Source organism: Streptomyces daliensis (assembly GCF_054782395.1).
Window position 1 is genome coordinate 344365 of sequence record NZ_BAAGSO010000088.1, and the last position, 25687, is coordinate 370051.

Below are 25687 nucleotides of genomic sequence, written 5' to 3' on the forward strand. Positions count from 1 at the left end.
GTGGAGCTATGCCTTGAGCCGGACCAGCGCCGTACGGGAGCGGATGCCGAGCTTGCGGTAGATCTGCCGCAGGTGGAAACCCACCGTGTGCGGGGAGATGAACAGATGGCGCGCGGCCTGCCGGTTGGTGAGCCCGTCGGCCACCAGCTCCGCCACCTTCCGCTCCGTCTTGGTGAGGCTCTCCCAGCCGGAGACCGGCCGTTTCGCGTGCGACCAGTGCCTGCGCCGCACCCCGAGCCCGCGCAGTTGAGCCCGCACACGTGCCGCGTCCCGCTCCCCGCCGAGCGCGCCGTAGGCACCCATCGCACGGTCGAGCGCGCCGATCGCGCCCTCGTGGTCGTCGCGGCCGAGCAGCAGACCGGCGTGGTCCTCGGCCGCAGCGGCCCGTGCCCACGGGTTGCGGTGCAGCAGCGCGGCCTGCGCCAGCGCGTCCGCGTCACCCTCCGCGAGCGCGCGGGCGTGCATGGCGGCGGCGAGCACCGCGGGGACACGACGGTTGCGTGTGCGCAGGTACTCCGTGGTGTCTACCACCGTCCGCACGATGTCCGGCATACCGGCAGCGCGTGCGCAGCGCACACACCAGGCGGCCGCTGCCGGGTCCTCCAGGACGAGTTCGCGCAGCGCCCCGCCGTGCGCGCCGATCTCCGCCAGCACCTTCGCCGCCGCCTCGGAGCCCTCCTGCGCCTCGGCCAACTGCGCGTTCAGCAGCAGGCGTGCGGCCCACCAGGGGCTGGAGGCATGCTGCGGGAAGTCCTTCTCCAGGGTCTTGATGTGGTCCTCGGCCTGGGCGAGCGCCCCCTTCCGCAGCGCGACGAGGGCCAGCACCAGCCACGCCTGCGGAGCGAGCATCGGCACATACGGGCCGTGCGCGCCCACCCCGGTACGGGCCGTCTCCTCGGCCTCGTCCAGGCGCCCCTGCGCGAGGTGCAGCGGTGCCCGGAGCACGGCCGGGACGGCGGCGGCCAGTGTCCCCGTCTCCGCCGCCGCCGACCGTACGGTGCACTGGACGGCCTCCGCCGCCTCCTCGTACTCGTCGGTCCTGGTGAGCGCGAAGGCCAGGAACCAGCGGGGGTCGAGGAGCTGCCCGTCCTCGCCCGCGCGGTCGAGCGCGACGGCCTTGCGCAGCGTCCCCACCGCGTCGCCCACCTGCCCCTCGCGCCACTGGCCGAACGCGTGGAAGGTCATCGCGCCGACCCGCACGGACTGCGTGTGCCGGTCGGGCGCGCCGAGGATCCGCTGCACGCGGTCGGCCGCGGTGCTGTCGCCCGTCAGACAGGAGGCGGCGAGATGGGTGATCAGCGCTTCGTGGTGCTCGCGGTGCGGGAAGCCGCCCTCCTGCGCCGCGAGCGCGTCGTGCGCGGCCCGGTGCGCCCTGTGCGCGTCGCCCAGCAGCAACAGCGCGGCGGACCTGGCCGCTTGCAGCGCGGTGATGTCCTCGGCGAGCGAAGCGGAGAAGGGCACCGTGAACCTCTGGGCCTCGTCGACCGTCTCCTCGGCCAGGGCGATCGCCCGGTCCAGGTCGCCCGCCCAGGTGAACGCCTCGACCGCCGTCTTCGCCAGCCGTACCCGCTCGGCCTGCCCGGGGGCCAGCAGCTCCATGGAGCGGGTCGCCAGCGCCGCCGCGGTCGCCGGATCGGAGGCCAGCAGCCGCTGGGCGCCCTCCGCGATGACGCCCAGTTCCTCGTCGTTGCCCGGCTGGGCGATGTGGATGAGCTGGAGGGCCGCGCGTTCGACGCCGTCGGGCCGCGCCCGCAGCATCTGTGCGGCCTGACGGCGCAGCAGCGCGCACATGGGCGGCGGCACGGAGTCGAGCAGCACGCGCCAGATCGGCTCGCTGCGGAAGGAGATGTCGTGCTCACCGCAGACCAGGAGCCCCCGGCAGACGGCTTCGTCGACCGCGGCCAGCAGGCCGACCGGAGCCTCCCCGAGCATGGCCGACAGGTCCTCGGGCGCGAAGGGCGAACCGAGCACCGCCGCCAGCCTGAGCGCCTTCATGGTGGGCTCCGAGAGCGACCGCAGCTCCTCCTGGAGCAGCGCGGCGAAGCGTTTCGGCACCAGCGCGGGCAGAGCGACCCCGGCCCCGGCCCCGGCCCCCGCTCCGGCCCCTGTCCCGGCGGGCACGCTCCCCGACGGCCCCGGCTCCAGCCGCGAGGTGCCGTCGACCACGCGGATGTCGCCGTCCTCCATGAGCCCGCGCAGCAGCTCGATCACCGCGCGGGGTGTGCCGTCGAGACTCTCCGCCAGGGCGAGGAGCGCCGGTTCCGGCACGGCTCCTGTGCGGTCGGCGACCAGTTGCGCCAGCGCGTCGCCTGCGAGCGGGCCCAGCTCCGGCACCGGTTCCACCGGCAGCCTGCCCCGGAGCTTGCCGAGAGCGGCCCGCACCGGCTCGTACGAGGCGCCGTCCCTGCCCGGGGTGTAGGCGAGCAGCCAGAGGACCGGACGGCCGCTGAGCGCCAGGATCAGATCGCACAGCGCCGTCAGCGCGGGCGGGTGCGCCAGATGCAGGTCGTCGAGCACGACGAGGGTGCGCAGGTGTTCCGCGTCGTCGCGCAGCCGGGTGCGTGCCGCCTCGATGGCCGAGGACACGCCCGGGTGGGGGAAGCCGCCCTCGGCGGTGTGCGGTGTGTGCGGTGTGTGCGACGTGGGTGGCGCGGGCGGTGCGGGTGGCGTGCGCGGTGTGCGGGGCCGGGTGCCGCCGGATGGCGGAGCGGTCCCTGGGGTGGCGCCGGGAGCGGTGTCGGGGCCGGGCGATACGCCGTTGACGGACGTGAAACCGCTCCTGTCGGCGAGGTCCAGGGCCTCCATGAGAAGGCGGGTCTTGCCCGCACCGGGCGCCGCTTCCACCAGGAGGACCTTGCTCCGCCGGGTGCTCTTCACATTGTGCAGATCCGCGCTGATCTGTGTGAGCTGTTGTTCCCGGCCGCGCACCTGTGGCGACGATCGTGCGTGAGGACCCATGACGCTCCGAATCACGATGTGGTGGGGTGGGACGGTGCGGTTCACAGAACAGGTCGTCCGGGGCCGCCTGTGGGCGGCCGCGCGCGGATCCGCCCCCTCTCCGTTTCCGCCCGGCCGTCCGGTGGGCTGATGTCCCGGCGCCGCAGACCCGTCTCGTCCTCATCAGGCATACGGTTTCCCGCGCGCACGCACTCACCGTTTGCCGTGCGATGGCCGGTCTCAGCCGCCAATGCGGGGTCCGTGGCTCATTCGGCGTACTGGACGGGCGCGACGGTGACGTGTGCCCGGAAAAGCGGGGGAACCGTCCCCGTGACATGCGGGTGTCGCGGACGCGAAGCGCGAAGCCGTAACCGGCCTCGCGTACCGGAGAGAGGCGGGCCGCGGGCCCGTCGGCACGGTCCTGGTCGTGAGCACGTGCGCTCCTTGATCGGCTTCCGGTGTTTCTTCCAGGCGAGCGATCCAGTTCACAGCGCCTGTCAGCCCCCGAAGACGAGGAACAAGATAGGACCTTTGAGGCACCGGACGGGAGGAGCTGGCCGGAACGCATCGCGAGGCGCCGACGGCGGCGCTGTGTCCGCATCCGCCGCCGCCGCGACCGTTCGGTCGTCGCCGCCGGAGATTCCGGCAGCCGCTCGTCCGGGCGGTGTTGTCCTGACTGCCACACGTCCGGACGCGCCTCCGGTACCGGCGGAGGCGGGGGCGGAACCGCCCGTTCTGCCATGCGGGGCGACCGCTATCGACCACTCGTCGCTCCCCCGGGCGGAAGCGTGCGATTGCGAAGCCGCGCAACGGCCGACCGCGCCGAAAGTTTTCGGACTGGCCCATGACGAGGGGAAAGAAAGGCAAATAGAAACCCTGTTCCTTTCTGTCGCGGGTCGCATCCGCCTTTGTTGACTTTCCGTCTGAATTGCTGAGCGTCCAGGTCGTGCGGCGGAATGTTGTCCGGTTTCTTGCCCGGGATGGGCGGCCGGTTTGTCTCGGACCCGCCCACTTCGGAGCGCGGGTTCGGCAGTTGGCCAAAGACGGTAGAAAGGTAGCGTCGGCCGCCGCCGGGCAGATGAACCACGAAGAGGGGACGGAGGCGCGGAGTTGGAGTTCCGTGTGCTGGGTCCGACCGAGGTGCGGGGAGCGGACGGCGAACCGCTGCCGCTGAGCGCGCCGATGCTGCGCGGGCTGCTCGCGGCACTGGTGCTGCGGCCCTGCCGGGTCGTCCCCGTCGAGGATCTGGCGCACCAACTGTGGGGCGAACAGCCGCCCGCCTCCGTACGCACCACACTGCGCAACTATGTGATGCGGCTGCGGAAGGTCGTCGCCGACGAGCGCATCCGTACCGTGGCGGGCGGCTATCAGCTCTTCGCCGAGCGGGAGGAGACCGACCTCGGCCGCTTCCAGGAACTCCTGCTGCGCTCACGCGAACTCGCCGCGGGCGACCCGGAACGCGCCGTCGCACTGCTCGACGAGGCGCTGGCGCTGTGGCGGGGCAGCCCGCTCGGCGGGATCGGAGACTGCCCTTTGCTGACCGTGCACCGGCCACGGCTGGAGGAACTGCGGCTGACCGCGTGCGAGGAGCGCTTCGCGCTCCGCCTGCTCCTGGGGCAACACACGACCGTCATCGACGAACTCCTCGCCACGTCCCGCCAGCACCCGATGCGGGAGCGGCTCACCGGGCAGCTCATGCTCGCCCTGCACCGCGCCGGACGCAGCGCGGAGGCGCTCGCCGCTTTCCGTGCGGCGCGCGACACCCTCGTCGGGGAACTGGCCATCGAACCCGGCGCGGAACTGCGGGAGTTGGAGGCCGCCATCCTGCGGGGCGACCCCGCACTCATGGAATGGCGCACCGGTTCCGAGCCGGGGGAGCGGGGCCAGGGCGCGCCGGGTCCGGGGCCGCCGGGCGGGGACACGGACACCGCGCCGGACCACCCGGACGTACGGGCCCCCGGGCCCGGAACACCGCCCGCGCCAGCGCCGCCGTCCCCCGCCGCCACGGAACCGCCCCCGCCGCCCCCGCCGCCCCTCCCGCCCCGCGCCGCGTTCCCCGCGGGCATCCCCACCTTCGTCGCGCGCGGCGTGGAACTCGCCCGCGTCAGGGAGTGGCTCACCGGTGCCGTCGACGCGCCCGCGCTCTGTCTCCTGGACGGGCCGGGCGGGGTCGGCAAGTCGAGCCTCGCCGTGCGCGCGGCGCGGGAGGTCGCCGACAGGTTCCCCGACGGGCTGCTCCACGTCGACCTGCGCGGAGCCGACCCGCACCGCGCCCCCCTGGAGACAGAGGAGGCGCTGCGCCGCCTGCTGGCAGCCCTCGGTGTGCCCCGCGACGCCGCACCCCACGACGAGGAGACCGCGCTCGCGCTCTACCGCGAACGGCTCGAAGGCAAGCGGGTGCTGGTGCTCCTGGACAACGTCTTCAGCACCGCGCAGATCGCGGCCCTGCTGCCCGCGCAGCCGGAGTCCGCGTGCCTGGTCACCAGCCGCACCGTGCTCCTCGGCCTGCCGGGCGCCCACCACCTCCACCTGGACGTGCTCGACACCCAGGACGCGACCGCCCTCGTGCGGTCCGTCTCGGGCCGCGCTCCCGAGGCGGGCGAGGAGGGGGACTGGGAGGAACTGGTGTGCCTGTGCGGACGGCTCCCGCTCGCGCTGCACCTCATCGCCACCCGCATGGCCTCCCGGCCGTGCTGGAGCGCCGGGGACTGGGCGTCCACACTGCGCGACGAGCGCGCACGGCTGGACCAGCTCGTCGTGGCGGACCGCGACGTGCGCGCCAGCCTCCTCGTCAGCATCGACCAGTTGGCGGGCAGCGGCGCCCCGGACGACGAGCGCGCCGCGGCCCTGTTCCCGCTGCTGGGGGCCGCGGCGGTCACCCGGCACAGCGCGGAGTCGGCCGCCCGGCTGGCCGGGTGGGAACCGGGCGACGCACGGCTCGCGCTGGAGCGGCTCACCGACGCGCAGATCGCGCTCAGCCCGCAGCCCGGCGCGTACGCGCTGCACGATCTGGTGCGCGCGGTGGCCACACGCGAGGCGGCCCTGCTGCCCCCGGAGGAGACACGGGCCGCGCTCGGGCGGCTCTCCTGCTGGTACCTCGGTTCGCTGCACCGGGTCAACGGGCCGCTCAGACTCGACGAGAACTTCGCCCGCCGCTACCGGCAGGGCGCGCGCCACTTCCCCGGCGGCCTCTCCTTCGACGGTACGGAACAGGCGCTGGCCTGGGCGGACGGTGCCGTCGACGAGGTGCTGTCCCTCGCGGACCAGCTCTCGGGCGCCGAGTACGACACCGGGGCGTACGAGGAAGAGGAAGAGGGAGGGGACCCGCGGGGTGCCCGTCGCGCGGGCGAGGACGCTCCGCTCGACGGCGGACAGCCGGGGCCGCCGGGGCCGTCGAGTCCGCTGAGTCCGCTGAGACCGCTGTCCGACTTCGCGCTGGAGGCGGCGCGGGCGCTGGAGAGCTACTTCGCCATCCGCCTGAGCTGGCGCGCCCAGCGACGCCTGTGCGAGACCGCGCTGAGGGTGGCCGGGCGAAGGGGCGACCGGCGCGCCGAGGCCGTCGCCCTCGCCCAGCTCGGCAAGGTGGAGGGCCAGCGCGGCGAAGGAGCGGCAGGGGCGAGGCTCCTGCGGCGCGCCATCAGCCTCTTCCTGTCGCACGGCATGCACGAGGAGGCCGTGGGCGCCATGAGCAACCTGGTGCCCTGCCTGGCCTCGGCCGGACGGCTGGACGAGGCCGTCGAGGTGGGCAACGAGGCGCTGCGCGAGGTGGAGACGCACGGACCGGAAGGTGTGGCCTACTCGCTGCGCAACAACCTGGGCCGCTGCCACCTCCACCTGGGCGACTACGAGCAGGCTCGCCATCTGCTGGTGCGCAACTACGAGGCGGCCGACCTGGCGCAGTACCAGATCGCCACCGCGGGCTCGCTCGCCGAATACCACCTGCGGCTGGGGGAGTTCGAGGAAGCGGCACGCTGGGCCGATCGCGGCCTGGGGCATGCGGCCGAGCAGCCCTTCGACCCCTTCGCCGTGGCCGAGCAGCACGCGCTGCTCGCCAGGGCGCTGGACGGCCTCGGCCGCGCCGAGCAGGCCCGTACGGCCGAGGACCGCGCCCTGGCGCTGCTGGACGACCTCAACACACGCGAGGCGGCGCGGCTGAAACTGCGGCTGCGGCGCGACGGGGACACCGCGGCGCAGACGTAGACCACGGCGTGCGGGAGACGGCGGTGGACGGACGCAGCGCGGCCGGGCGAGGACGCTCCCGGCCGCGCTACGCCGTTGCTACGGAGCTGATACGGCCGGTGCGTAGCGTGCTGTTCGCACGACGCGCGTCGCGCGTCGCGTCTTCCCTCGGAGGAACGGCGGCGCTCGGGGGAGCAGCCGGGCCCCGGGGGAAGCGGGGGAGCCGAGGGGTCCACCACGGCACGGGCAGGCGGCCCGCATCACAGGGCCGTCGACGGAACGGCAGCGGGGGGCGGTCCGTCTCCGCGCCCGCCCGTGGTGGGCCCCGGAGGCTGCGGCTCCGAGGCGGCGGGAGCTTTGCGGCGCCGGGAGTTGCGAGGTGGCGCGGGGCCGACGGAGGGGCGACCGCACGGGGGTCGGCCGCCCCTCCCTCCCGCTCCCTCCCGCGCCCGGTGACCGAGGGCGGTCGGCAGCGTGGCCAGGCCGACAGGTCGGCCCTGGCGACGTTGGCGGCCAACGTCTCGGCGGCTGTCTGGAGTGTGCCGTCGCTGATCACCGTCACGTCGATGTCGCCGACCTTCAACGCGTAGCGGGACGGCACCGGTTCGTCGTGCACGGGCGCGTCGGGGTGTGCGGGCTTCACCCCGCCAGGGCCGGGTCCAGCCGCCGTTCCTCGGGGTAGAAGATGTCGATGTCGACCTCTTCGCCGCCCACGGTCTGTGTGTCCCACGCGCCACTGCGGACCAAGGTGTGCAGGGTCTGGCCGTCCAGCGCAGACAGGTGCTCCAGCAGGGTCGCGTCGTCGGGCGTCCCGGGCAGCCGTGGGGCCAGGCGGGCGCGGATCGCCCGTAGCTGCCCCATGAGAGCCTCCAGGTCGGCCTGCCGGTCCGGGCTCCCCTCCGCGGACTCGGTGATGCCCTGCTGGATCCGGTCCTTGATGGCGCGTGTCGTCCCGTTCTCATCCGTGGTGATCATGGAGTTCCAGGCGCGGCTCTTGTGCCGGTACTGGAGCATCGACATGGCCGCCTCGTGGCGGACGAAGTCCGCGTCGCGGAACGGCCGCCCCCGCCACGTGCCGCTGAGCGACCGGGCGAGCGAGATGGCGGAGCCCAGGCCGCTGTTGAGGCCGCGCCCGGGCCAGAAGTGGATGGCGTTGGCGGCGTCCCCGAGCAGGAATCCGTATGTGCCCGGGCTCGCGGGCGTCCTGGGGTGCAGCCGCGCGGTGAACCGGGGGCGCTGCACCATGTCCAGCCTGAACGCGGTGACGGCCGTCAGGTCGGACTCGGGTACGGCGAAGAGCCTCAGGCCCTCCCTCACTCGTTTCCACAGCGCCGATCCCTTGAGCAGTGCCGGCAGGAACAGGGTGCTGTGGGTGTCGCAGCGGAAGTCACCGTCCTCGCCGCGGTTCATCACGCACGGGCGGGAGGCGACGCACTCCTCGAAGACCTGCCGGACGGGGTCGATGCCCACGACCTCCCTGGCCTCCTCGTCGGTGAGCCGCATGTTGAGGAAGCCCTCGCCGTGCTGCGAGTTCAGCAGGAACCGGTTCTGTGCCACGGTCAGCAGCACGGACATCGGGTCCGGGAGCCCCGACCTCACCCGCAGACCCAGCACCACGTCCTGGAGATGCTCGCCCTCCAGGGAGTAGATGGACTTGTCCGCGCGGCCGAACTTCTCGGCGAAGTGCTCGCGTGTGCGGGAGCGGCTCCCCTCGCAGACGGCGAGCACGTGGTCCGACGCCGCTCGCCGCCCGTGCTCGGCCGGGTCGAACCGCTCGGGGACCAGGCGGATGCGGTCCGGCTTCTCGTTGGCCATCTCCAGGAGCGTGTCCTCGACGTAGGCGATCCGGATGTTCCGCGGGTGGCAACCGCGGATCGAGTCGGGGCCCGACGGCCACATCTCGGTGTACGTGCCGCTCCTGAACAGCCTCGCCCGGACCTCCTCGGGAAGGTTCAGATACTGGCGGCTCTGGACCGTGACGACCTGCTGACGCCGTACGTTGCCCTGCTTCTCGTCCTTCCACACGACCCTGCCCCCGGCCCGGGTCCAGCGCCCGTCGTAGACGGTGAGGGCGACTTGGGCGCCGAGGAGGGATTCGAGCAGCAGGGCGAAGGCCAGGCCGACGGGCCCGCCGCCCGACACCGTGACCCTGAGCACCGGCACCGGCTCCTCGGCGGGGGGCGGCGTGAGCGCCTGGAGCACGGACAGGTCCATGATGGTCTCCATCGGACCGGCCGCCTCGAAGCGGAACGTCTCCTCACCGATCGTGATCAGATCGCCGGGCTGGAGCACGCGGGAGGTCAAGCGTTCCCCGTTGACGAAGGTCCCGTTGCTGCTTCCCAGGTCGTACAGGACGAAGCCGTGCCCCTCGCGGCGTACCTCGGCGTGGAACCGCGAGATGCTCACCTCGCCGATCACCACACTGTTCGCCGCCTTGCGGCCGAATGTGAGGGGCTGCGTTCCGATACCGAACCGCCTGCCGGCCAGAGAACCTCGACGACCAACAATTTCGGGAGGCATGAGTCCTCGGATTCCCTTCATCCAACGAGTTGACGATCCTCGGCCGTCCGCACTGGGGCCAACGGCAGCGGGACCGTGCGGTGGGGCGGCCGAACCGCGGCCGCCCTGCCACTCCATCCATACGGCGGAGCACGGCCACATGTTCACGAGGCCACGGGCGCGCGCGTCTTCTGGCCCGTCCCACGGCGGTATCCGGCCGACCTGCGCGTCGAACCGCCCGCCGAGACCAGCTCGGCGGGCGATTCGACGGCATTCGACGGCACGGGCTACGGGATTCCGCCGGCCCCCCGACCGGCGGATCCCCGCGCCCGGGGCCCGCAGGGGCGGCCCTCCGCCGCCGCCCTTGCCGTCCGCCCCGATCCGGCGGCGGACACCACGTGCTTCGTTCCCCGGTACGACGCGAGGACGGACATCAGACGCGGCGCTGCCAGGACCACGAGTCGTCGTCGTGGCCGTGATGACGGTTGGTCATTTTGCGCTCCTTGGAAGAGAGGTACGGGCGCCCTGAACAGGTACGCCCGGTGCGTGCCGCTCATGGTTCGCGGACCTCCCCGGCATGGGCAACGCGGGAGCGCAGCCGCGGGAGAAAACGGGAAGCCCGCCCCGTCCCGCCCGTCTGACCTGCGATGACGCATCGCCTGGTGCGCCCCGGCGGGTCGTACTGGGACGCCTCGACGGGCGTCGCGCGGGCCGTGTGCCTGGCGCTTCGCCGGACCGCGCCTCCGCCTCGTCGGCCCTGACCGGAAACCAGCGGACGCGGACCGCCGCAACGATTCACTGGTCGCCCGGGGAACTCACGCGCCCGCGTGGCGCGTAGGACCCGGTGAACGGGCGCGGCGCAGCGCTCCGCCGCGGGGCCGTTCCCGCGCGCCAGGCCGGGGATGGCGGAACGGGAGGTCGGCAGGGCTGATGGCACGGTGGCGTCCACTGCCCGTGGAGGTGCGCCCTGAAGTACGGCGCCTCGTGGAACGGCTGCGTCTGCTGAAGGACCGCACCGGGCTCAGCCTCGCCGCCCTCGCACGCAAGACCGCCTCCAGCGCCTCGTCCTGGCAGCGCTATCTCAGCGGCGCCGCGTTCCCGCCCTGGGAGGCCGTCGCCGCGCTCGGCGAGCTGGCGGGGCTCGACGAACCCGCCAGGGTCCGGCTCAGAGTGCTGTGGGAGTCGGCCGCCGAGGCATGGGCGCGTGAGGGAGGGGAGCCCGGTACCCCGGGTACCCCGCCCCTCGCCGGACCCGTCTCCGCCGCCGGACCCGTCTCCACCGCCGTCCTGACGCCCGGCGGCCCCGCGGGCCCGGCCGGACACGCTGAACGGGCCGGACACGCTCGACGGGCCGGACGAGCCGGGTGGGCCGGGTGGGCCGGAACCGGAGCGCTCCGCTGGACGGTTGCCGTTCTCGTCCTGCTGCTCCTCGCCACAGTGCCCGGCTCCGAGGGGAAGCCGGCCGGCCGCCCCGCATGGCCCTGGCCCGTCCCCCCGGAGATGACGGGCGAGTACCCCGCGCGGGCGGCGCCTCGCTGCACGGGCGCACGCTGCCAGGGGCGGGACCCCGTGCGCACGGGCTGTGCCAAGGACGGCCAGGCACTGGGCCGTTACGACACCAGGCAGCACCGTGTCGAGGTCTTCCACAGCGCCGCCTGCCGTGCGGTGTGGGGCCAGGTCACCCCGGCCGACGGCGTCGAGGGGCTCTCACTCAGCACCCGAGGCTCGGGGCAGCTCTGGGCCGACGCCGGTACGGAACGCACGCGCATGGCGGCCGTCGGCGCCGAGGTCGGGGCGAACGTGCAGGTGTGCGCCGTGCTGGAAGGGCACCAGTCCTGCGTGGACTCCGGCGACCGGGCCTGGACCGACTGATGGGGCGCCGTCGCGAACAGGCCGCGCGCCGACGGCTGTTACCCGCGCGCCGACGGCCGTCACCGCCGAGGGCCCGCTCAGCCCTTCGCCTTCGCGCACACCTCCAGCGTCGCCCGGTCCCGCCGCAGCGGTTTGTAGGTGCCGGAGTCCTCCACCAGGTACCTGCCGTCGTCCGCGCGCCGGAAGGACACGGCGTGCTGCTCGCCCCGGTAGATCACCATGCCCTCGCGGCGGACCAGCCGCTCCCCGGCGGCGGCGAACGTCTGCGGGCCGACGATGCCGTCGGCCGGCAGGGAACGGTTGCCCTGCCAGGTGCGGGTGGCCTCACGGGTGGCCTTGGCGTAGTGGCAGTCGATCCCCGAGCGCTTGAGGTAGCCGTCCGACCACAGCACCGTCTGCCACATGGCCACGAGATCGCTGTGCGTCGGCAGATTCTCCCCGAGCAGTCCTTCGTCCGACCAGTCGTCAGCGAGCGCACCACCCCCGCTCACGTACCGGTGCTCCGGGCGCTCGGAGGGGGAGGGCCGACTCCCGTCTTCCTGGGCGCCTCCCGCGCAGCCGGTCAGGGCCAGCAGGACGGTGAGTGTGCGTGCCATCCGCAAGGACATGTGACCTTCCCGTCGTCCCCGTCGTCCCGGTTGTCCCCGTCGTCCGCGCATTCGTCCGCCGCGCCGTCACCCGGAATTGAACCAGAGAACCGTGCGAGCCCGAGAGAAAGAGGACCGAGGAGATGAACGGTTGGAGGGCGCTGCCCGACACGCTGGAGCCCGATGTACGGCGTCTCGTCGAAGAGCTGCGGCGTACGAAGGACACGCTGGGCATCAGCCTGGCGGAGCTGGCCAGGAGCACGGCGTACAGCAAGTCGTCCTGGGAGCGGTATCTCAACGGCGGCCAACTCCCGCCGCTCCAGGCGGTGCAGGCGCTCGCCGCGAGGCCGGACGTCGAGGCCGCACGGCTGCTGGCGCTGTGGGAACTGGCCGAGGCCGCCTGGAGCGGCCGGGGCAGGGCGCTCGCGCCCGACGGCCCCGACGAGGCGCGGGAGGAACCGGGCCCGGCGGAGGAGGAGCCGAGTCCGGTGGGCCCGGGGCCCGTCGGCGGCACCGGGGCGCCCGGCAGGCCGTCCCGCAACCGGCTGCTCCTCGCGGCACTCGCGGTCGGCGTGGTGGTCACGGCGGCAGGGGTGGTCGTCGGGGTTCCGACGGGGGACGACGAGGGCGGTGCGCAGCGGGCCGCCGGGGGCGCCACGCCGACCGAGGAGCCGGTCAAGGGCGTGAAGGCCAAGTGCCACGGCTCCACGTGCGACGGCAAGGACCCCGTGGACAAGGGCTGCGGCGGTGACGCGTGGACCTCGGCGGCGCAGCAGCCCGAGAAGTCGTATGTGGAGGTCCGCTACAGCAGCGTGTGCCGTGCCGCGTGGGCACGTATCAAGTCCGCGCATCCCGGCGACCGGATCGAGCTGGTACGCGAGGACGGCCGCACCTACGACGAGACCGTGCCCGACGACGCCAACCTGGCCGCCTTCACCTTCATGCTGGGGGCGCCAGCGCCGCAGGACGTCAAGGCGTGCTGGGAGCTGAAGTCGGGGGACAAGGGGTGCACGGACTTCGGCGGCAGCACGCCGCTTCCCGAGGCGTCCCCGGTGCCGTCGTGAGGGAGTGCGGGGCTCACGAGGGCCCACGCCCGGACGGGGGCTCCGTCAGGACGTGCCCTGGCTCGTCAGCTCCATGGCCTGGCGCAGCAGGTCCAGCGGGTCGCGGTCGGGGTTCTCCAAGGCTTCCTGGCCGCAGACGCGGAGCAGCGCGAGGAACGACGCCGACAGCATCCGGGCGTGCAGGGCCGCGTCGGGCCCCGCGGGGAGCCGTGGTTCGAGGGCCGAGGCGAGATCGCGCTCGATCGCGGTGTAGGTGGCGGCCAGCTCCCTGAGCAGGGCCGGATGCTGGCGCAGCTCCTGGTACTGCTTCCCGTCCACGGCGCGCCGCGTGCCCCCGCCGCGCTCCGTGTCCCCGCCGCGCCCGGTTTCCCCGTCGCGTCCCGCGTCCCGGTCGCGCTCCGCGCTCTCGGCGCGCATCCGCTCGGCGGCGTGCAGCAGCGCCCGCACCGGCGGTTCGTCGTCGGGTCGGGCCCGCACATGCGCGACGAGACTGGCCACCTGCGTCCTGTCGCGGTGGAACAGCGCCTGTTCCTTGCTGGCGAAGTAGTTGGAGAACGTGCGGCGGGAGACGAACGCGGCATCGGCGATCGCCTCCACGGTGACGTTCTCCACCCCGTGCTCCAGGGCGAGGCGGACGGCGGCGTCGTGCAGGGAACGACGCGTCGCTTCCTTCTTGCGTTCACGCAGGCCAGTGCTCATGACCGCCCTAGCTTAGATCCGATGGCCGACGGCAATCCGGAGGGCCCAACCTAGGCGGAAAATCACCCATGGGGAAATGTTGCACGGTGAGAAAAATTTATGCGACGCTGCGGATCCGCCTCGACGTCCGCGCTCCGCGCGCGTAGTCGGACGCGTTTCCCTCCGAGAGAAGGAAGCCCGGATGTCCGCCCCCCACGCCCCGGCCGACCCGAATCCGCGCGACGTGCGGGAGGCCGGACTCGGCCTCGATCTCGACGCGTTGCGGGCCCGGTACCGCGCGGAACGGGACCGCCGGATCCGGCCCGACGGGAGCCGCCAGTACCAGCGCGTCACCGGCGAGTTCGGGTACTACGACGAAGACCCCTACGCGGACGGCGGGTTCACCCGCGAGCCGCTGTCGGACCAGGTCGAGGTGGTCGTCGTCGGCGGTGGCTTCGGCGGGCTGCTGGCCGGGGCGCGGCTGCGGCAGGCCGGGGTCGAGTCGATCCGGGTGATCGAGAAGGGCTCGGACTTCGGCGGCACCTGGTACTGGAACCGGTACCCGGGCATCCACTGCGACATCGAGGCGTCGATCTACCTGCCGCTGCTGGAGGAGGTCGGCTATGTACCGAAGTGGCGGTACGCGCCGGGCGAGGAGATCCGGCAGCACGCACGGGCCGTCGCGCGCCACTTCGACCTGTACCGCGACGTGTGCTTCCAGACCCTGGTGACCGGCCTGGACTGGGACGACGACACCTCCGAATGGGTGGTGAACACGGACAGGGACGACCGCATCCGGGCCCGGTACGTCGTCACGGCCTCCGGCACACTGAGCGAGGTGAAGCTGCCGGGCATCCCCGGAATCGGGACCTTCACCGGGCACACCTTCCACACCAGCCGCTGGGACTACGCCTACACGGGCGGCAGCGCCGACGGAAACCTGCACAAGCTCGCCGACAAGCGCGTCGCCGTCATCGGCACCGGCGCCACCGCCATCCAGTGCGTGCCCCACCTCGGCGCGGACGCCGAGCACCTGTTCGTGTTCCAGCGCACCCCCTCCTCGGTGGACGTGCGCGCCAACCGGCCCGTCGACCCGGAGTGGGCGGCCACCCTGGAACCCGGCTGGCAGCGGCGGCGGATGGAGAACTTCCTCACCCTGGTCACCGGCGGCCAGGCCGAGGAGGACCTCGTCGACGACGGCTGGACCAGTACAGCCCGGTTGCAGCGCAAGCTCATCCCGAGCACCCACGACGGGCGGGAGCTGCCGGAGGCCGAACGCGAACGCGCCTACGAGCTGGCCGACTTCGCGAAGATGAACGAGATCCGCACCCGCGTCGAGGAGATCGTCGCCGACCCGGTCACGGCCGAGGCACTGAAACCCTGGTACCGCTACATGTGCAAGCGGCCCACCTTCTCCGACCACTACCTCCAGACGTTCAACCGGCCCAACGTCACCCTCGTGGACACCGCCGACACCCACGGCGTGGAGGAGATCACCGAGAACGCCGTCGTCGTCGGCGGCACCTCCTACGAGGTGGACTGCGTCATCTTCGCCACCGGCTTCGAGGTCGGCGCCTCCGGGATCCTGTCCGGCGCGATCCCCGTCACCGGGCGGCAGGGCGTCAACCTCTTCGAGGCATGGGCCCAGGGCCCGCGCACTCTGCACGGCTTCTACACCCGCGGCTTCCCCAATCTCTTCCAGCTCGGCCCGCTCCAGAACGCCGCCTCGGTGAACTACGTGCACATCCTGGACGAGCAGGCGAGCCACGTCGCACACGTCGTCGCCGAGGCCCGTCGGCGCGGTGCGCGGGAGATCGAGCCCACGGCGGACGCCGAGGAGGGCTGGCAGCGCACGCTCCGCGAAAAGGCAGTGGACCTGTACCAGTTCCACGCCGAGTGCACCCCCGGCTACTACAACAACGAGGGCAACCCGCGCCGGGGCCTCCGCGCCTTCGGCGACGGCCCCGTCGCCTTCCACGCTCTCCTCAAGAGGTGGCGCGAGAACGGCGGCATCACCGACGTCCTCGCCGCGACCGGCGAGGAAGGTGCCTGAACGGATGGCGGAGCACACGGCGACACCGCCGAGCAGGTACGGGCAGGACCCGGCGGGTGGCGGCCCGGCGTCCGGCACCCGCCGGCGCGTGCGGCGGCTCCTGGAGGCCAACCCGCTGTGGGGGTCCAACGGTGTCGCGTTCGGGCCCGACGGCCGTCTTTACGTGGCCCAGTATCTGGCCGGACAGATCAGCGCCGTCGACCCCGCGACCGCCGACATCGAGGTCGTGGTCCCGATGGACGGCCCCGTCCGGTCGCCCGACGACCTCGCCTTCGGCGCGGACGGTTCGATGTACATCGCCGACCTCGTGCCCGGCATCGTGTGGCGCCGCAGTCCCCGGGGCGAGTACACGGCCGTCTCCGACCAGGTGCGGGTGCCCAACGGCATCACCTGCGTGGGCGACCGGCTGTTCGTCAACGCGATGCGCCCTGACGGCCGCCTGCTGGAGCTGTTCCCCCACGGCGGCGGCGACGGCGGCGGCGCCGACGGTGGCTCCGGCGGTGTAGCCCCGGCGGAACTCGCCGGAGGGCTCGCCATGGGCAACGCGGCGGTGATCCGGATGCTCCAGCGCGAGCGGCACACGCACGACGCCTCCTGCGGCCACCAAGCTCCGGTGCCTCCGGTGCGGCGCTCCACCGTCCACGACGTGCTGCGCGGCCCCGGACGGCCACTGGACGCCGCGGTGTCGGCGGACATGGAAGGCAGGCTCGGCGCGGACTTCTCCGACGTACGCCTGCACACCGGCCCGGCGGCGCAGCGCTCCGCCGCCGAGATCGGGGCGCGCGCCTACACCTCCGGCAGCCACGTCGTCATCGGCGAGGGCGGCGCGGACAAGGACACCCTCGCCCACGAGCTGATCCATGTCATCCAGCAGCGGCAGGGTCCGGTCGCGGGCACCGACACCGGGGACGGGCTGGCGGTCTCCGACCCCGGAGACCGCTTCGAGCGCGAGGCGGCGGCCGGTGCGGCGCGGGCCGTTTCCGGGCCCGCACCGGCCGTCACCGGAGCCGCGGCGGCCGAGCACGGTACGGATCATGGGGGCGCGACGCGCACGGACGCGGTGCAGCGCGTTTTCACCGATGCCCGTGACAGGCGGATCAGCCGGGAGAGACTCGCCCAGAGCGGGCTGCTGACCGAACTCGTCGAGCAGTTCCATCCCGATGTGCGGGCGTACGTGGAGCTGGTGGTCGACGTGCTCACCGAGGACGACGAGCGCGTCTCGTGGGACGACGTGATGGACATCCTCCAGGAGGATTTCGACGTCCACCCCGGAGTCCAGCAGGCACCCCCGCAACTCCCGCTCGCCCCGCAGGCGGCGCCGCAGCACACCACCATCAGCCTGGCCGACGAGGCGTCCTTCCTGGAGTCCATCGCGTCGGTCTGGCACATCAGACAGGGCAACACGGGGTGCGGGCTGCTGGGCAACACCCTGTACCTCTCGTCGTCGTCCGCCAACCGCCCGGCCTTCTTCAACGACATCTGGGACGCCGTGGAGGACCTGAGAGCCAACACGGCGGCCCTGCCGGGCTGGTTCCCGACGGCCGTTGAGGTGTGTCCCGGCTACGTGGGTACCACCGCGAACCACGCGGAATGCAGGATCATGAAGGTGTGGGGCGACGGCGGCGGCGCGAGGGCGATCATCCGGACCACCCAGCCCGCCTGCGCCGACTGCGCCCACCTCATGGGCGAACAGGGCGTCCGGCACGACAACGCCGCACAGCGCAGCTACGGGAAGACCGGCTGGATACACCCGTTCACCCTCCAGGCATACGGGCCGCAGATCACCGGCAACCCGCACTACGCGCCCTGATATGCCCCGGATAGGCCCCGCTCAGGCGAGGCGTTGCGTGAGCAGATCGAGCGCGGTGGAGTGGCAGGCTGCCACGGATGGCGATGCCCATGACGGAGTCCGGCCCGAGGTCGGCGAACGGGACGTCATGTCGGAGAACGCGCTCAGGACAGCAGCCCCGCGCGGTACGCCAGTACCGCCGCCTGGACCCGGCTGTCCGTGTCCGTCTTCTCCAGGATGGCGCTGACGTGGGTCTTCACCGTGCCCAGACCGATGTTCAGCTCCTGGCCGATCTCCCCGTTGGCCAGGCCCCGGCCCAGCAGCGCGAGGACGTCGCGCTCCCGGCCCGTGAGCGCCGCCAGCCGTCGCTCGGGGCTGGCGTCGGAGGCGGCCCCGGACGCCTTCCCGGTCCCCGGCGTACCGGCGACGCCGCCCAGCATGCGCGCGATGACGGTGCCGGTGACTCCGGGGGAGAGGACCGCGTCGCCCGTCGCGGCGGCCCGCACCGCGCTGATCAGCTCCTGCGGGCCCTCGTCCTTGAGGAGGAAGCCGGTGGCACCTGACCGCAGCGCGCGGGTCACGTTCTCCTCGTCGCCGAACGTGGTCAGCATGACGACCTGCGGCCGTGGCCGGAGGGCCAGCAGCCGCTCGACGGTGGCGAGCCCGTCGAGCACGGGCATCCGGATGTCGATCAGCGCCACATCGGGACATGTCTCGGCGGCGACCCGCACGGCCTCCTCGCCGTTTCTCGCCTCGCCGACCACCTCGATGCCGTCGGCATGCCGCAGGATCAGGCGGACGCCGTGCCGGATCATCTCCTCGTCGTCCGCGAGCAGGACCCTGACGGGGTGGTCGTCGGACGGAGGAAGCTCGGTCATATCGGTTCTCTCGGTCAAGGGGACTCCCACGGTGGTGTCTGCGACACCACCGGAACGGTGAAGCGGTCGATCGCGGCCAACGTGTCGCCGCGGAAACAGTATCGGGTGATCCTGAGGTGGCCCGGGCCCTCCACGGGGTCGGGGTCGGTGGCGTCCGTGGGCTCCCCGGATGCCGAGCCTTCGCCCTCGCCCCCGTCCTCGGCCGACGGCTCGAAGTCCTCAAGGGGCACCATCGGATAGAGGCAGTCCGTCACGTTCTCCGGACGGCGCGGTTCGTGGCCCGTCGCCGCCGCGCGCGCCGTGGTGTCGTCCCCGTACACGGAGTCCTCCACCTTCTCGCGGGACATCCCGATCCGGGGCTCCTCGGGTTCGGGCGGTGCGGGCTGCGGGCTCGCCGCGCTGACGAGGAGGAGGCCGCCCAGCATCATCACGCCCACCCCGGCGAGGCCGAGAAACCCGGTGAGGACACGCACGGTTCTCGGCCGACGGACGCCGGGCGCGTGGTGCTCGGGGTCGGACGGGTCCGACGGGTCCGACGGGTCCGGTGTGCCCGGCGACACGTGTGACGATGTGTCAGGCCGGGCCGCCCCCGCACCCCCACCAGCACCCGTCCCCACCCCCACCCCCACCCCCGGCTCCGGACGCGCGGGCATCCGTGCCGTCACGGCGAAGCCCCCGGCCGTCGTCGGGCCCGTCTCCAGGGTGCCGCCGAGCAGTGTCACGCGTTCCCGCAGTCCGACGAGGCCGCGCCCCGAGCCCAGTCCTGTGGCGGCCTCGGGGGCCACCGGTGGGAGCCCGTTGCGTACGAGCACCGTCACCTGGCCGTCGGTGTGGGTGACCGTCACGGTGACATGTGCTCCGGTGGCGTAGCGGTGCACGTTGGTCAGGGACTCGCGCACCACCCGGTGCACCGCGCGCCGCACCTGGGCCGGACGTTCGTCCAGGTCGGGGCCCTCCCAGTCGAGGTCGACGGGGATGCCGCCGGACCGCGACTCCTCGGCCAGCGCCTCCACGTCGGACCGCGTACCCGTGGCATCCGTCAGCGTGCCGCTCCCGGTGTCGTCCCGGCCCAGCGGACCCAGGACACCCAGCACCTCGCGCAGCTCCCGCATCGCGTCCCCGGCGGCCCGGCGCACCAGGACCGCCTCCTCGCGCAGCTCGGGCGACTCGTTCCGCAGCGCCATCTCCAGACCGCCCGTGTGCAGGGAGATCAGGCTGAGCCGGTGGCCGACCAGATCGTGCATCTCGGCGGCGATCCGCGACCGCTCCTGTGTCCGCGACTCGCGGTCCACGAGACGGCGTGCCGCCTCCGCAGCGGTGGCCCGCTCCTGGAGCGCCCGCAGCAGCCGCTCCTGCTGCCCGCCCGAGGCGCCCACCAGCGCCGGGACCATCAGCGTGGTGGCGGCGAGCACGCCGCCGAGCGTGAGGCCCAACGCGTGGCCGCCGAGCCCGGTGGCCTGGGCGAAGACGGTGCTGACCAGCATCGTCGCCCCGGCCGAGGCGAGCAGCACGGCGGTCCGGTGCCGTGGGACCACCAGGTGCTTGGCCGTGGTGTACGCGATCACGGCGGCAGGCAGCCCGGCAGCGGGCAGCACGCCCAGGACGGCGGCGGCACCCAGCAGACTCGCGCGAGGGAAGCGGCGCCGGACGGCGAGCGGAACGAGGGCGGCGGCACCCAGGAGGAACTGAACCCAGCCGGGCACGTCGGCCAGACCGTCCAGGAGCACCTGCGTGAGGAGTATCAGCAGCGCGCCGCCGGTCACTTCCGCGAGGGCGCGCCATCGCCCCCTGCCCTGTTCGCCAGGGGCCGCGAAGACGCTTCGGGAGGTGAGGGACATCGGTCCATTGTCGGGGGCGGGGGCGCGTGTCCTCTGCGACTTGCGGATGAGGGGGTGCTCGGCCGAAAGCCAGAGGTGAGGTGCGGTGCCTGCGGGAGCGTGCCGCGCGGTGCCCCGTACGGCGGTGTTCCGTGCCGTGCCGCGACGCGACGTCAGCACGGTCACGAGGCCACACGGCCACGAAATCACACGGTCACGTGGAGCCGTTCACCCGGATCAGGGTCTGCTGCCCGTTCGCCACGAGCTTCCGCCGCCCCTCCTGGAGAGCGAACACCTCCAACTGACACACGGTCAGGGTGCGCCCGGACTTCAGCACTGTTCCCACCGCCTCGATGTGCTCACCGACGGCGGGCGCGAGGAGGTTGATCTTGTACTCGACGGTGAGCACGTCCGTGTTCTCGGGGAACAGGGTGAAGGCGGCGTAGCCACCGGCGCTGTCCGCGATCGCGCTGGTGGCTCCGGCGTGGAAGTAGCCGTGCTGCTGCGTCACTTCGGGCCGGTTCGGGAGGACGATATGGACGCACCCGGGCTCGACACGTGTGATCCGGGCGCCGAGATGACGCATCAGGCCCTGCCGCCCGAAGCTCCCCCGGATCCGCGCCTCCGTCTCCGGGCTCGCCTGCTCCTGCCGCTTCCCGTTCTCCTGCTGGGTCCGGTCTTCCACGTGCTCTCCTCGTGCGGACGTCGTCGTGTGTGTGCGCGGGGCGTGGCGGGCGGGTCCGTCAGCCGACGAGGTGTTCCACGAGCGGGAACCCGCCGATGGCGATCATCATGGCACCGGAGAGGGGAACGGCCCCCGGAGCGCCGCCACATGGCGGCCCGTCGTTACGCATTTCCCTTGTGGACAACGTATTGCCCGGCGCGACGAGGAGGACTACGGTCTGATCGTATACGACGTATGATATTCCACTGGAGGGTCAGTGCCCCTGCCCGCATTCAGCCCGGGAGCATTGCCGTCGCGCACCGCCCATGTGCTCGCGGCCATCAAAGCGGCCATCCTCAATGGGCAGTTCACACCGGGCACGCCCCTGGTCGAGAGTGAGCTGGCAGGCCGTTTCCAGGTGTCGAAGACGCCGGTGCGCGAGGCGTTGAAGGCCCTGGAGGGCTCGGGGCTCGTCGACATCCGGCCCTACACCGGCACCACCGTCCGCGCGTTGACCCAGGAGGACGCGCTCGCGCTCTACGACATGCGCCTGCTGCTCGAACCGGAAGCGGTGCGGCGCGGCGTCGCCGCGGGCGGGGACTTCGCCGAGGCGGCCCAGGCGCTGGAGGAGGCCGCGCGGGCCGAGGACGCCTCGTCGCGCAGCACCGCCAACCGGGACTTCCACCGCGGCCTCTACGCGGGCTGCGGCAACCCTTTGCTGGTCCGCACCCTCGACGGGCTGCGCGACCAGACGGCCCTGGTGTCCGCCTCCTCCTGGGCCCGCATGCCGTCCTGGGACGAGGAGGCCCGCGAACACGCCGCGATCCTCGACCAGGTCCGCGCGGGCGACGCCGAGAAGGCCGCCGCACTCGTCCGGCGCCACATCGAGGGATTCGTGGCCCGGCACCTGAAGAAGGAGGCGCCCGCTCACTGACGCCCACCCCATGACCGCCACATGAGTGGAAAGAGGCGCGGCCCGTTCACCGCCAAGATCCCAGGCCGCACCTCAGAGATCCACGCTCCCCGCCGGGGAGCGCTTCCGTTACTCACCAGGAGCAACGATGCCCCAGTCTAACGGGCGCGTGCCCGTCCCAGCCGTGCCCGAGCACACCCCCGGGCCCGCCCATGAGCACGCCCCTGAACACACCCCCACGCACACCCCTGAACACACCCGCGCGCGCAGCCACATGCGCTGGACGATCGTCGGTTTCTCGGCCCTCGGTCTGACGATCGCGTATCTCGACCGCGCGGCGCTCAGCGTCGCCATGCCCTTCATGTCCAAGGAATTCCACATCGGCCCCGCCGTGCAGGGCGTGCTGCTGTCGGCGTTCTTCTGGACCTACGCCCTCTTCCAGATACCGTCCGGCTGGCTGCTGGACCGGTTCGGGCCCCGGGTGATCTACCCCGTCGCCGTCGGCTGGTGGTCGGTGTGGACGGCCCTGACCGCCTTCGCGAACGGTGTCGGCTCGGTGGTGCTGTTCCGGCTCGGCCTGGGCGTCGGCGAGGCACCGGTACAGCCCGCGAACGTCAAGGTCGTCTCGCGCTGGTTCCCCCGCCGTGAACGGGCCTTCGCCTCCAGCCTGTTCGACATGGGCCAGCAGATCGGCACGGCGCTGTCCGTGCCCGTCGTGACCGGGCTGATCCTGCTCGGCGGGTGGCGCCTGTCCTTCATCGTGATCGGCGTCGCCGGACTGCTCTGGATCCTCGGCTGGCTGGTCGTCTACCGCGAGCCCGAGCAGCACCCGCGTGTCTCCGCGCGCGAGCTGGCACACATCCGCTCCGACCAGGGCGAGATGGTGGCCGCCGACGGGTCGGGACCGGCAGGCACCTCCGGCGCCGACGTGTCGTGGCGGCGGCTGCTGCGCGACAACCAGGTGTGGGCGCTGACCACGGGGTATGTCTTCCGCTCCCTCGCGGGCGCGTTCTTCCTCACCTGGTACCCGAGCTATCTCCTCGACGACCGGGGCTTCACCGAGGCCGAGTTCGGCATGGTCGGCTGGGTGCCCGCGGTCATCGCCATCGGGTCCACCGTCCTGGGCGGCATCGTCTCCGACCGGATGCTGGCGGCCGGGATCTCCACCAACCTGGCGCGGAAGGTCCCGATCGTCTCCGGGCTCGGCCTGAGCGCCTGCATCGGGTTCGCCCCCTTCATCGAGAGCAACCTCGTGCTGATGACCGTGCTGACCCTCAGCAACGCCGCCCACTCCTTCGCCGGAGCGGCGATCCTGAGCCTGCCGGCCGAGGTCGCCTCGTCCCCGGCGACCGTCGGCTCGGTCGCCGGTTTCCAGAACTTCGGCTCCCAGCTCGGCAACCTGACCAGCCCGATCGTGATCGGCCTCTTCCTCACCGCCGGCGGCGGCTCCTACCTGGGCCCGCTGCTCGGCTCCGCCGCCTGCTGCCTCGTCAGCGCGGCCATCTACTTGTTCTGGGTGCACATCAAACCCGTCACCCCGGCCGACGCCGTCATCGCCCCCACCACCCCCGGACCGGGAAGGAACCCCGCGTGAGCACCACCTTGAACACCGAGGACCTCGTCGCACGGCTGAGCACCGTCATCGGGATCCCGGTCGTGCCCTACGGCGAGGACGGCCGTATCGACCACGCCCGCACCGCCGCGCTCGCAGCGCGACTGATCGCGAACGGGATCTCGGTGCTGACGCCCAACGGCAACACCGGAGAGTTCTACGCGCTCGCGCCCTCCGAGCGGCGGGAGGTGCTGACCACCGTCGTCGAGGCACGCACGGCCACGACGACCATCGTCGCCGGGGTCGGGTACGACGTCGCGACGGCCATCGATGACGCACGCTTCGCCCACGACGCCGGAGCCGACGCGATCATGATCCACCAGCCGGTGGTGCCGTATCTGGCCGCCGACGGATGGGTCGAGTACAACGCGGCGATAGCCGCCGCAGTGCCCGGACTCGGTGTCCTGCCCTATCTGAGCAACCCGGCCGTCTCCGGCACACATGTCGCACGCCTCGCCGCGCTGGCACCCAACGTCGTCGGGCTGAAGTACTCCGTGCCGGACCCGGTGGTGTTCGCCACCACCAGGGCACGGGCGGAAGAGGCCATGGCGGAGGAGCGGGCGGGGGCAGGCACGGCGGGGGAGGGCACGACGGGCGAGGGCCTGCTGTGGATCGCGGGCCTGGCCGAATCCTACGCACCCGCCTACTGGCAGGCCGGTGCCCGCGCCTTCACCTCGGGCCTGGTCAACGTCGCCCCCGCCGTGTCGCTGCGGATGCTCGCGGCACTGCGCGCCGGCGACTACGACGAGGCGGCCGACGTCTGGCGCGCCGTACGCCACTTCGAGGACCTGCGGGCCCGCGACCGCTCGGCCAACAACGTGTCCGTGGTCAAGGAGGCCATGCACCAGCTCGGGCTGTGCCGACGCGAGGTGCGCGCGCCCAGCCACGGCCTGGCCCCGGAACTGGCCGCCGAGGTCACCGAGTCCATACGGCCCTGGCGAGCACTCGTGCCCGCCCTCGACGCGACGGAGACGGAGCGGCAGCCCGCATGAAGATCGACACACTGCACACCTACCGGCAACGCGTGGGCGACCGCCCGCGCGTCCTCGTGAAGATCACCACCGACACCGGTCTCGCGGGCTGGTCCGAGGTCTACAACCACGGCCCCGACCTCGCCTACCCGCCCCTGCTCGACCACCTCTTCGCGCAGATCAGGGGCATGGACCCGCTGCGGCCCGCCGCCGTCAATCAGTTCCTGCTCCAGTCCTCCCGTTTCCCGCCGGGCGCACTCGGCACGGCCGCCGTCGCCGCCATCGACCACGCACTGTGGGACATCAACGGCAAGGCACTCGGGGTGCCCGTCTACCAGTTGCTCGGCGGCGCGGTCCGCGACCGGGTGCGTGTCTACGCCGGGCTCTACTCGGCACCCGACCTCCCCCGACTGCGCGAGACGACCGGGGCACTGCACGAGCGGTTCGGCTTCACCGCGTTCAAGCTCAGCCCCTACCGGCGCGACCTGCACAGCACCCGCTACGGTCTGGTCGTCCGCGCGCTGGGCGACTACTTCGGCCGGATCAGGGAGGAACTGCCCGAGGAGTGGGAGTTCGCCTTCGACGCACACGCCTGCCTGTGGGAGCCGCGCCAGGCCGTCGAGCTGGGCGCGGCCCTCGCCCCGCACCAGCCGCTGTTCCTCGAAGAGCCCATCCGCCCCGAGCACATACCGTCCTGGGCCCGCATCAGGTCGGAACTCCAGGTGCCGCTGGCGACCGGCGAATCGCTCTACACCCCGCACGAGTTCCTCGCACTGCTCACCGCGGGCGGCACGGACATCGTGCAGCCCGACATCTGCGTCGTCGGTGGCCTGACCCAGATGGTCAAGATCGCCACCCTCGCCGAGGCCCACTACGTCACGGTGGCCCCGCACAACCCGATGGGCCCGCTCGCCACCGCCGCGAACGTGCACTTCGCGGCGGCCACCACGAACTTCGGCATCCTGGAGTTCAAACCCGACGACACCTCCTGGTGCCCCGACCCCTACCTCCCCGTCGACGGCCATCTGGAGCTGCGGCCAGAGCGGCCCGGCTGGGGGATCGAGATCGACGAGGAGGCGCTCGCCACCGACGACTGGGTCTCCTGGACCCGCCGGGTCCCGGTACGCGCGGACGGGTCGACGGCCTGGATGTAGGACCGGGACGCAGGGCTCCC

16 protein-coding genes are annotated in these 25687 nt (G+C 72.7%); 9 read left to right on the top strand and 7 right to left on the bottom strand.

Translation table 11 applies throughout. The features are described from left to right. Positions 1-6: 6 nt before the first annotated feature. The gene (locus ACYVOO_RS20975; RefSeq protein ID WP_461017187.1) at positions 7-2928 is read right to left on the bottom strand and encodes a helix-turn-helix transcriptional regulator; all 2922 of its coding nucleotides are present in this window, start codon (positions 2926-2928) and stop codon (positions 7-9) included. Between the two features lie 1131 nt (positions 2929-4059). Here ACYVOO_RS20975 and ACYVOO_RS20980 point away from each other — a divergent pair. Next, positions 4060-7137, top strand: coding sequence for an AfsR/SARP family transcriptional regulator (locus tag ACYVOO_RS20980; RefSeq protein WP_461017188.1), 3078 nt, complete (start codon positions 4060-4062; stop codon positions 7135-7137). A gap of 618 nt (positions 7138-7755) precedes the next feature. On the opposite strand, the gene ACYVOO_RS20985 is transcribed toward ACYVOO_RS20980, so the two are convergent. Further along, on the bottom strand, positions 7756-9657 hold the full coding sequence (locus ACYVOO_RS20985) for an FHA domain-containing protein (RefSeq protein ID WP_461017189.1): 1902 nt from the start codon (positions 9655-9657) through the stop codon (positions 7756-7758). A gap of 888 nt (positions 9658-10545) precedes the next feature. On the opposite strand from ACYVOO_RS20985, the gene ACYVOO_RS20990 reads away from it, so the two are divergent. Beyond that, the gene (locus ACYVOO_RS20990; RefSeq protein ID WP_461017190.1) at positions 10546-11487 is read left to right on the top strand and encodes a helix-turn-helix domain-containing protein; all 942 of its coding nucleotides are present in this window, start codon (positions 10546-10548) and stop codon (positions 11485-11487) included. Between the two features lie 77 nt (positions 11488-11564). On the opposite strand, the gene ACYVOO_RS20995 is transcribed toward ACYVOO_RS20990, so the two are convergent. Further along, complete coding sequence (locus ACYVOO_RS20995) at positions 11565-12083, bottom strand: peptidoglycan-binding domain-containing protein (RefSeq protein WP_461017191.1); 519 nt, start codon at positions 12081-12083, stop codon at positions 11565-11567. Positions 12084-12217: 134 nt separating this feature from the next. Between ACYVOO_RS20995 and ACYVOO_RS21000 the strand changes: the two genes are divergently transcribed. Then, positions 12218-13138: a helix-turn-helix domain-containing protein gene (locus ACYVOO_RS21000; RefSeq protein ID WP_461017192.1), complete on the top strand. Its 921-nt coding sequence runs from the start codon at positions 12218-12220 to the stop codon at positions 13136-13138. A gap of 45 nt (positions 13139-13183) precedes the next feature. On the opposite strand, the gene ACYVOO_RS21005 is transcribed toward ACYVOO_RS21000, so the two are convergent. Then, positions 13184-13837, bottom strand: a complete 654-nt coding sequence (locus ACYVOO_RS21005; RefSeq protein ID WP_461017193.1) for a TetR/AcrR family transcriptional regulator — start codon at positions 13835-13837, stop codon at positions 13184-13186. Positions 13838-14018: 181 nt separating this feature from the next. On the opposite strand from ACYVOO_RS21005, the gene ACYVOO_RS21010 reads away from it, so the two are divergent. Then, positions 14019-15869: a flavin-containing monooxygenase gene (locus ACYVOO_RS21010; protein ID WP_461017194.1), complete on the top strand. Its 1851-nt coding sequence runs from the start codon at positions 14019-14021 to the stop codon at positions 15867-15869. A 4-nt stretch (positions 15870-15873) separates the two neighbouring features. Next, positions 15874-17679: an eCIS core domain-containing protein gene (locus tag ACYVOO_RS21015; RefSeq protein ID WP_461017195.1), complete on the top strand. Its 1806-nt coding sequence runs from the start codon at positions 15874-15876 to the stop codon at positions 17677-17679. Between the two features lie 143 nt (positions 17680-17822). Here the strand turns inward: ACYVOO_RS21015 and ACYVOO_RS21020 are convergent, their stop codons facing one another. The 3 genes from ACYVOO_RS21020 to ACYVOO_RS21030 all read right to left on the bottom strand — a co-directional run bounded on the left by ACYVOO_RS21020 (position 17823) and on the right by ACYVOO_RS21030 (position 20939). Beyond that, positions 17823-18536, bottom strand: a complete 714-nt coding sequence (locus tag ACYVOO_RS21020) for a response regulator (protein WP_461017196.1) — start codon at positions 18534-18536, stop codon at positions 17823-17825. Between the two features lie 14 nt (positions 18537-18550). Continuing rightward, complete coding sequence (locus ACYVOO_RS21025; RefSeq protein WP_461017197.1) at positions 18551-20374, bottom strand: sensor histidine kinase; 1824 nt, start codon at positions 20372-20374, stop codon at positions 18551-18553. A gap of 193 nt (positions 20375-20567) precedes the next feature. After that, positions 20568-20939, bottom strand: coding sequence for a PaaI family thioesterase (locus ACYVOO_RS21030; protein ID WP_461017293.1), 372 nt, complete (start codon positions 20937-20939; stop codon positions 20568-20570). A gap of 385 nt (positions 20940-21324) precedes the next feature. Here ACYVOO_RS21030 and ACYVOO_RS21035 point away from each other — a divergent pair, with 385 nt between their 5' ends. From ACYVOO_RS21035 to ACYVOO_RS21050, 4 genes are all read left to right on the top strand, one after another. Then, positions 21325-21951, top strand: a complete 627-nt coding sequence (locus ACYVOO_RS21035; protein ID WP_461017198.1) for a GntR family transcriptional regulator — start codon at positions 21325-21327, stop codon at positions 21949-21951. Between the two features lie 127 nt (positions 21952-22078). After that, positions 22079-23524, top strand: coding sequence for an MFS transporter (locus ACYVOO_RS21040; protein WP_461017199.1), 1446 nt, complete (start codon positions 22079-22081; stop codon positions 23522-23524). 8 nt (positions 23525-23532) lie between these two features. After that, positions 23533-24534 (top strand): dihydrodipicolinate synthase family protein, encoded by a 1002-nt coding sequence (locus ACYVOO_RS21045; RefSeq protein ID WP_461017294.1) that lies wholly within the window; start codon positions 23533-23535, stop codon positions 24532-24534. After that, positions 24531-25667 carry a mandelate racemase/muconate lactonizing enzyme family protein gene (locus tag ACYVOO_RS21050; RefSeq protein ID WP_461017200.1) on the top strand — a complete coding sequence of 379 codons (1137 nt, stop codon included), beginning with the start codon at positions 24531-24533 and terminating at the stop codon, positions 25665-25667. Before ACYVOO_RS21045 ends, ACYVOO_RS21050 begins: the two co-directional genes overlap by 4 nt. Positions 25668-25687: the final 20 nt, after the last annotated feature.

What these genes read in the sequence shown, in the direction of transcription:
- ACYVOO_RS21040 (WP_461017199.1), top strand. Translation starts at nt 22,079, where the DNA reads ATGCCCCAGTCTAACGGGCGCGTGCCCGTCCCAGCCGTGCCCGAGCAC.
- ACYVOO_RS21020 (WP_461017196.1), bottom strand. Translation starts at nt 18,536, where the DNA reads ATGACCGAGCTTCCTCCGTCCGACGACCACCCCGTCAGGGTCCTGCTC.
- ACYVOO_RS20990 (WP_461017190.1), top strand. Translation starts at nt 10,546, where the DNA reads ATGGCACGGTGGCGTCCACTGCCCGTGGAGGTGCGCCCTGAAGTACGG.
- ACYVOO_RS20995 (WP_461017191.1), bottom strand. Translation starts at nt 12,083, where the DNA reads ATGGCACGCACACTCACCGTCCTGCTGGCCCTGACCGGCTGCGCGGGA.
- ACYVOO_RS21050 (WP_461017200.1), top strand. Translation starts at nt 24,531, where the DNA reads ATGAAGATCGACACACTGCACACCTACCGGCAACGCGTGGGCGACCGC.
- ACYVOO_RS21015 (WP_461017195.1), top strand. Translation starts at nt 15,874, where the DNA reads ATGGCGGAGCACACGGCGACACCGCCGAGCAGGTACGGGCAGGACCCG.
- ACYVOO_RS21025 (WP_461017197.1), bottom strand. Translation starts at nt 20,374, where the DNA reads ATGTCCCTCACCTCCCGAAGCGTCTTCGCGGCCCCTGGCGAACAGGGC.
- ACYVOO_RS21005 (WP_461017193.1), bottom strand. Translation starts at nt 13,837, where the DNA reads ATGAGCACTGGCCTGCGTGAACGCAAGAAGGAAGCGACGCGTCGTTCC.
- ACYVOO_RS21030 (WP_461017293.1), bottom strand. Translation starts at nt 20,939, where the DNA reads ATGCGTCATCTCGGCGCCCGGATCACACGTGTCGAGCCCGGGTGCGTC.
- ACYVOO_RS20985 (WP_461017189.1), bottom strand. Translation starts at nt 9,657, where the DNA reads ATGAAGGGAATCCGAGGACTCATGCCTCCCGAAATTGTTGGTCGTCGA.
- ACYVOO_RS21010 (WP_461017194.1), top strand. Translation starts at nt 14,019, where the DNA reads ATGTCCGCCCCCCACGCCCCGGCCGACCCGAATCCGCGCGACGTGCGG.
- ACYVOO_RS21000 (WP_461017192.1), top strand. Translation starts at nt 12,218, where the DNA reads ATGAACGGTTGGAGGGCGCTGCCCGACACGCTGGAGCCCGATGTACGG.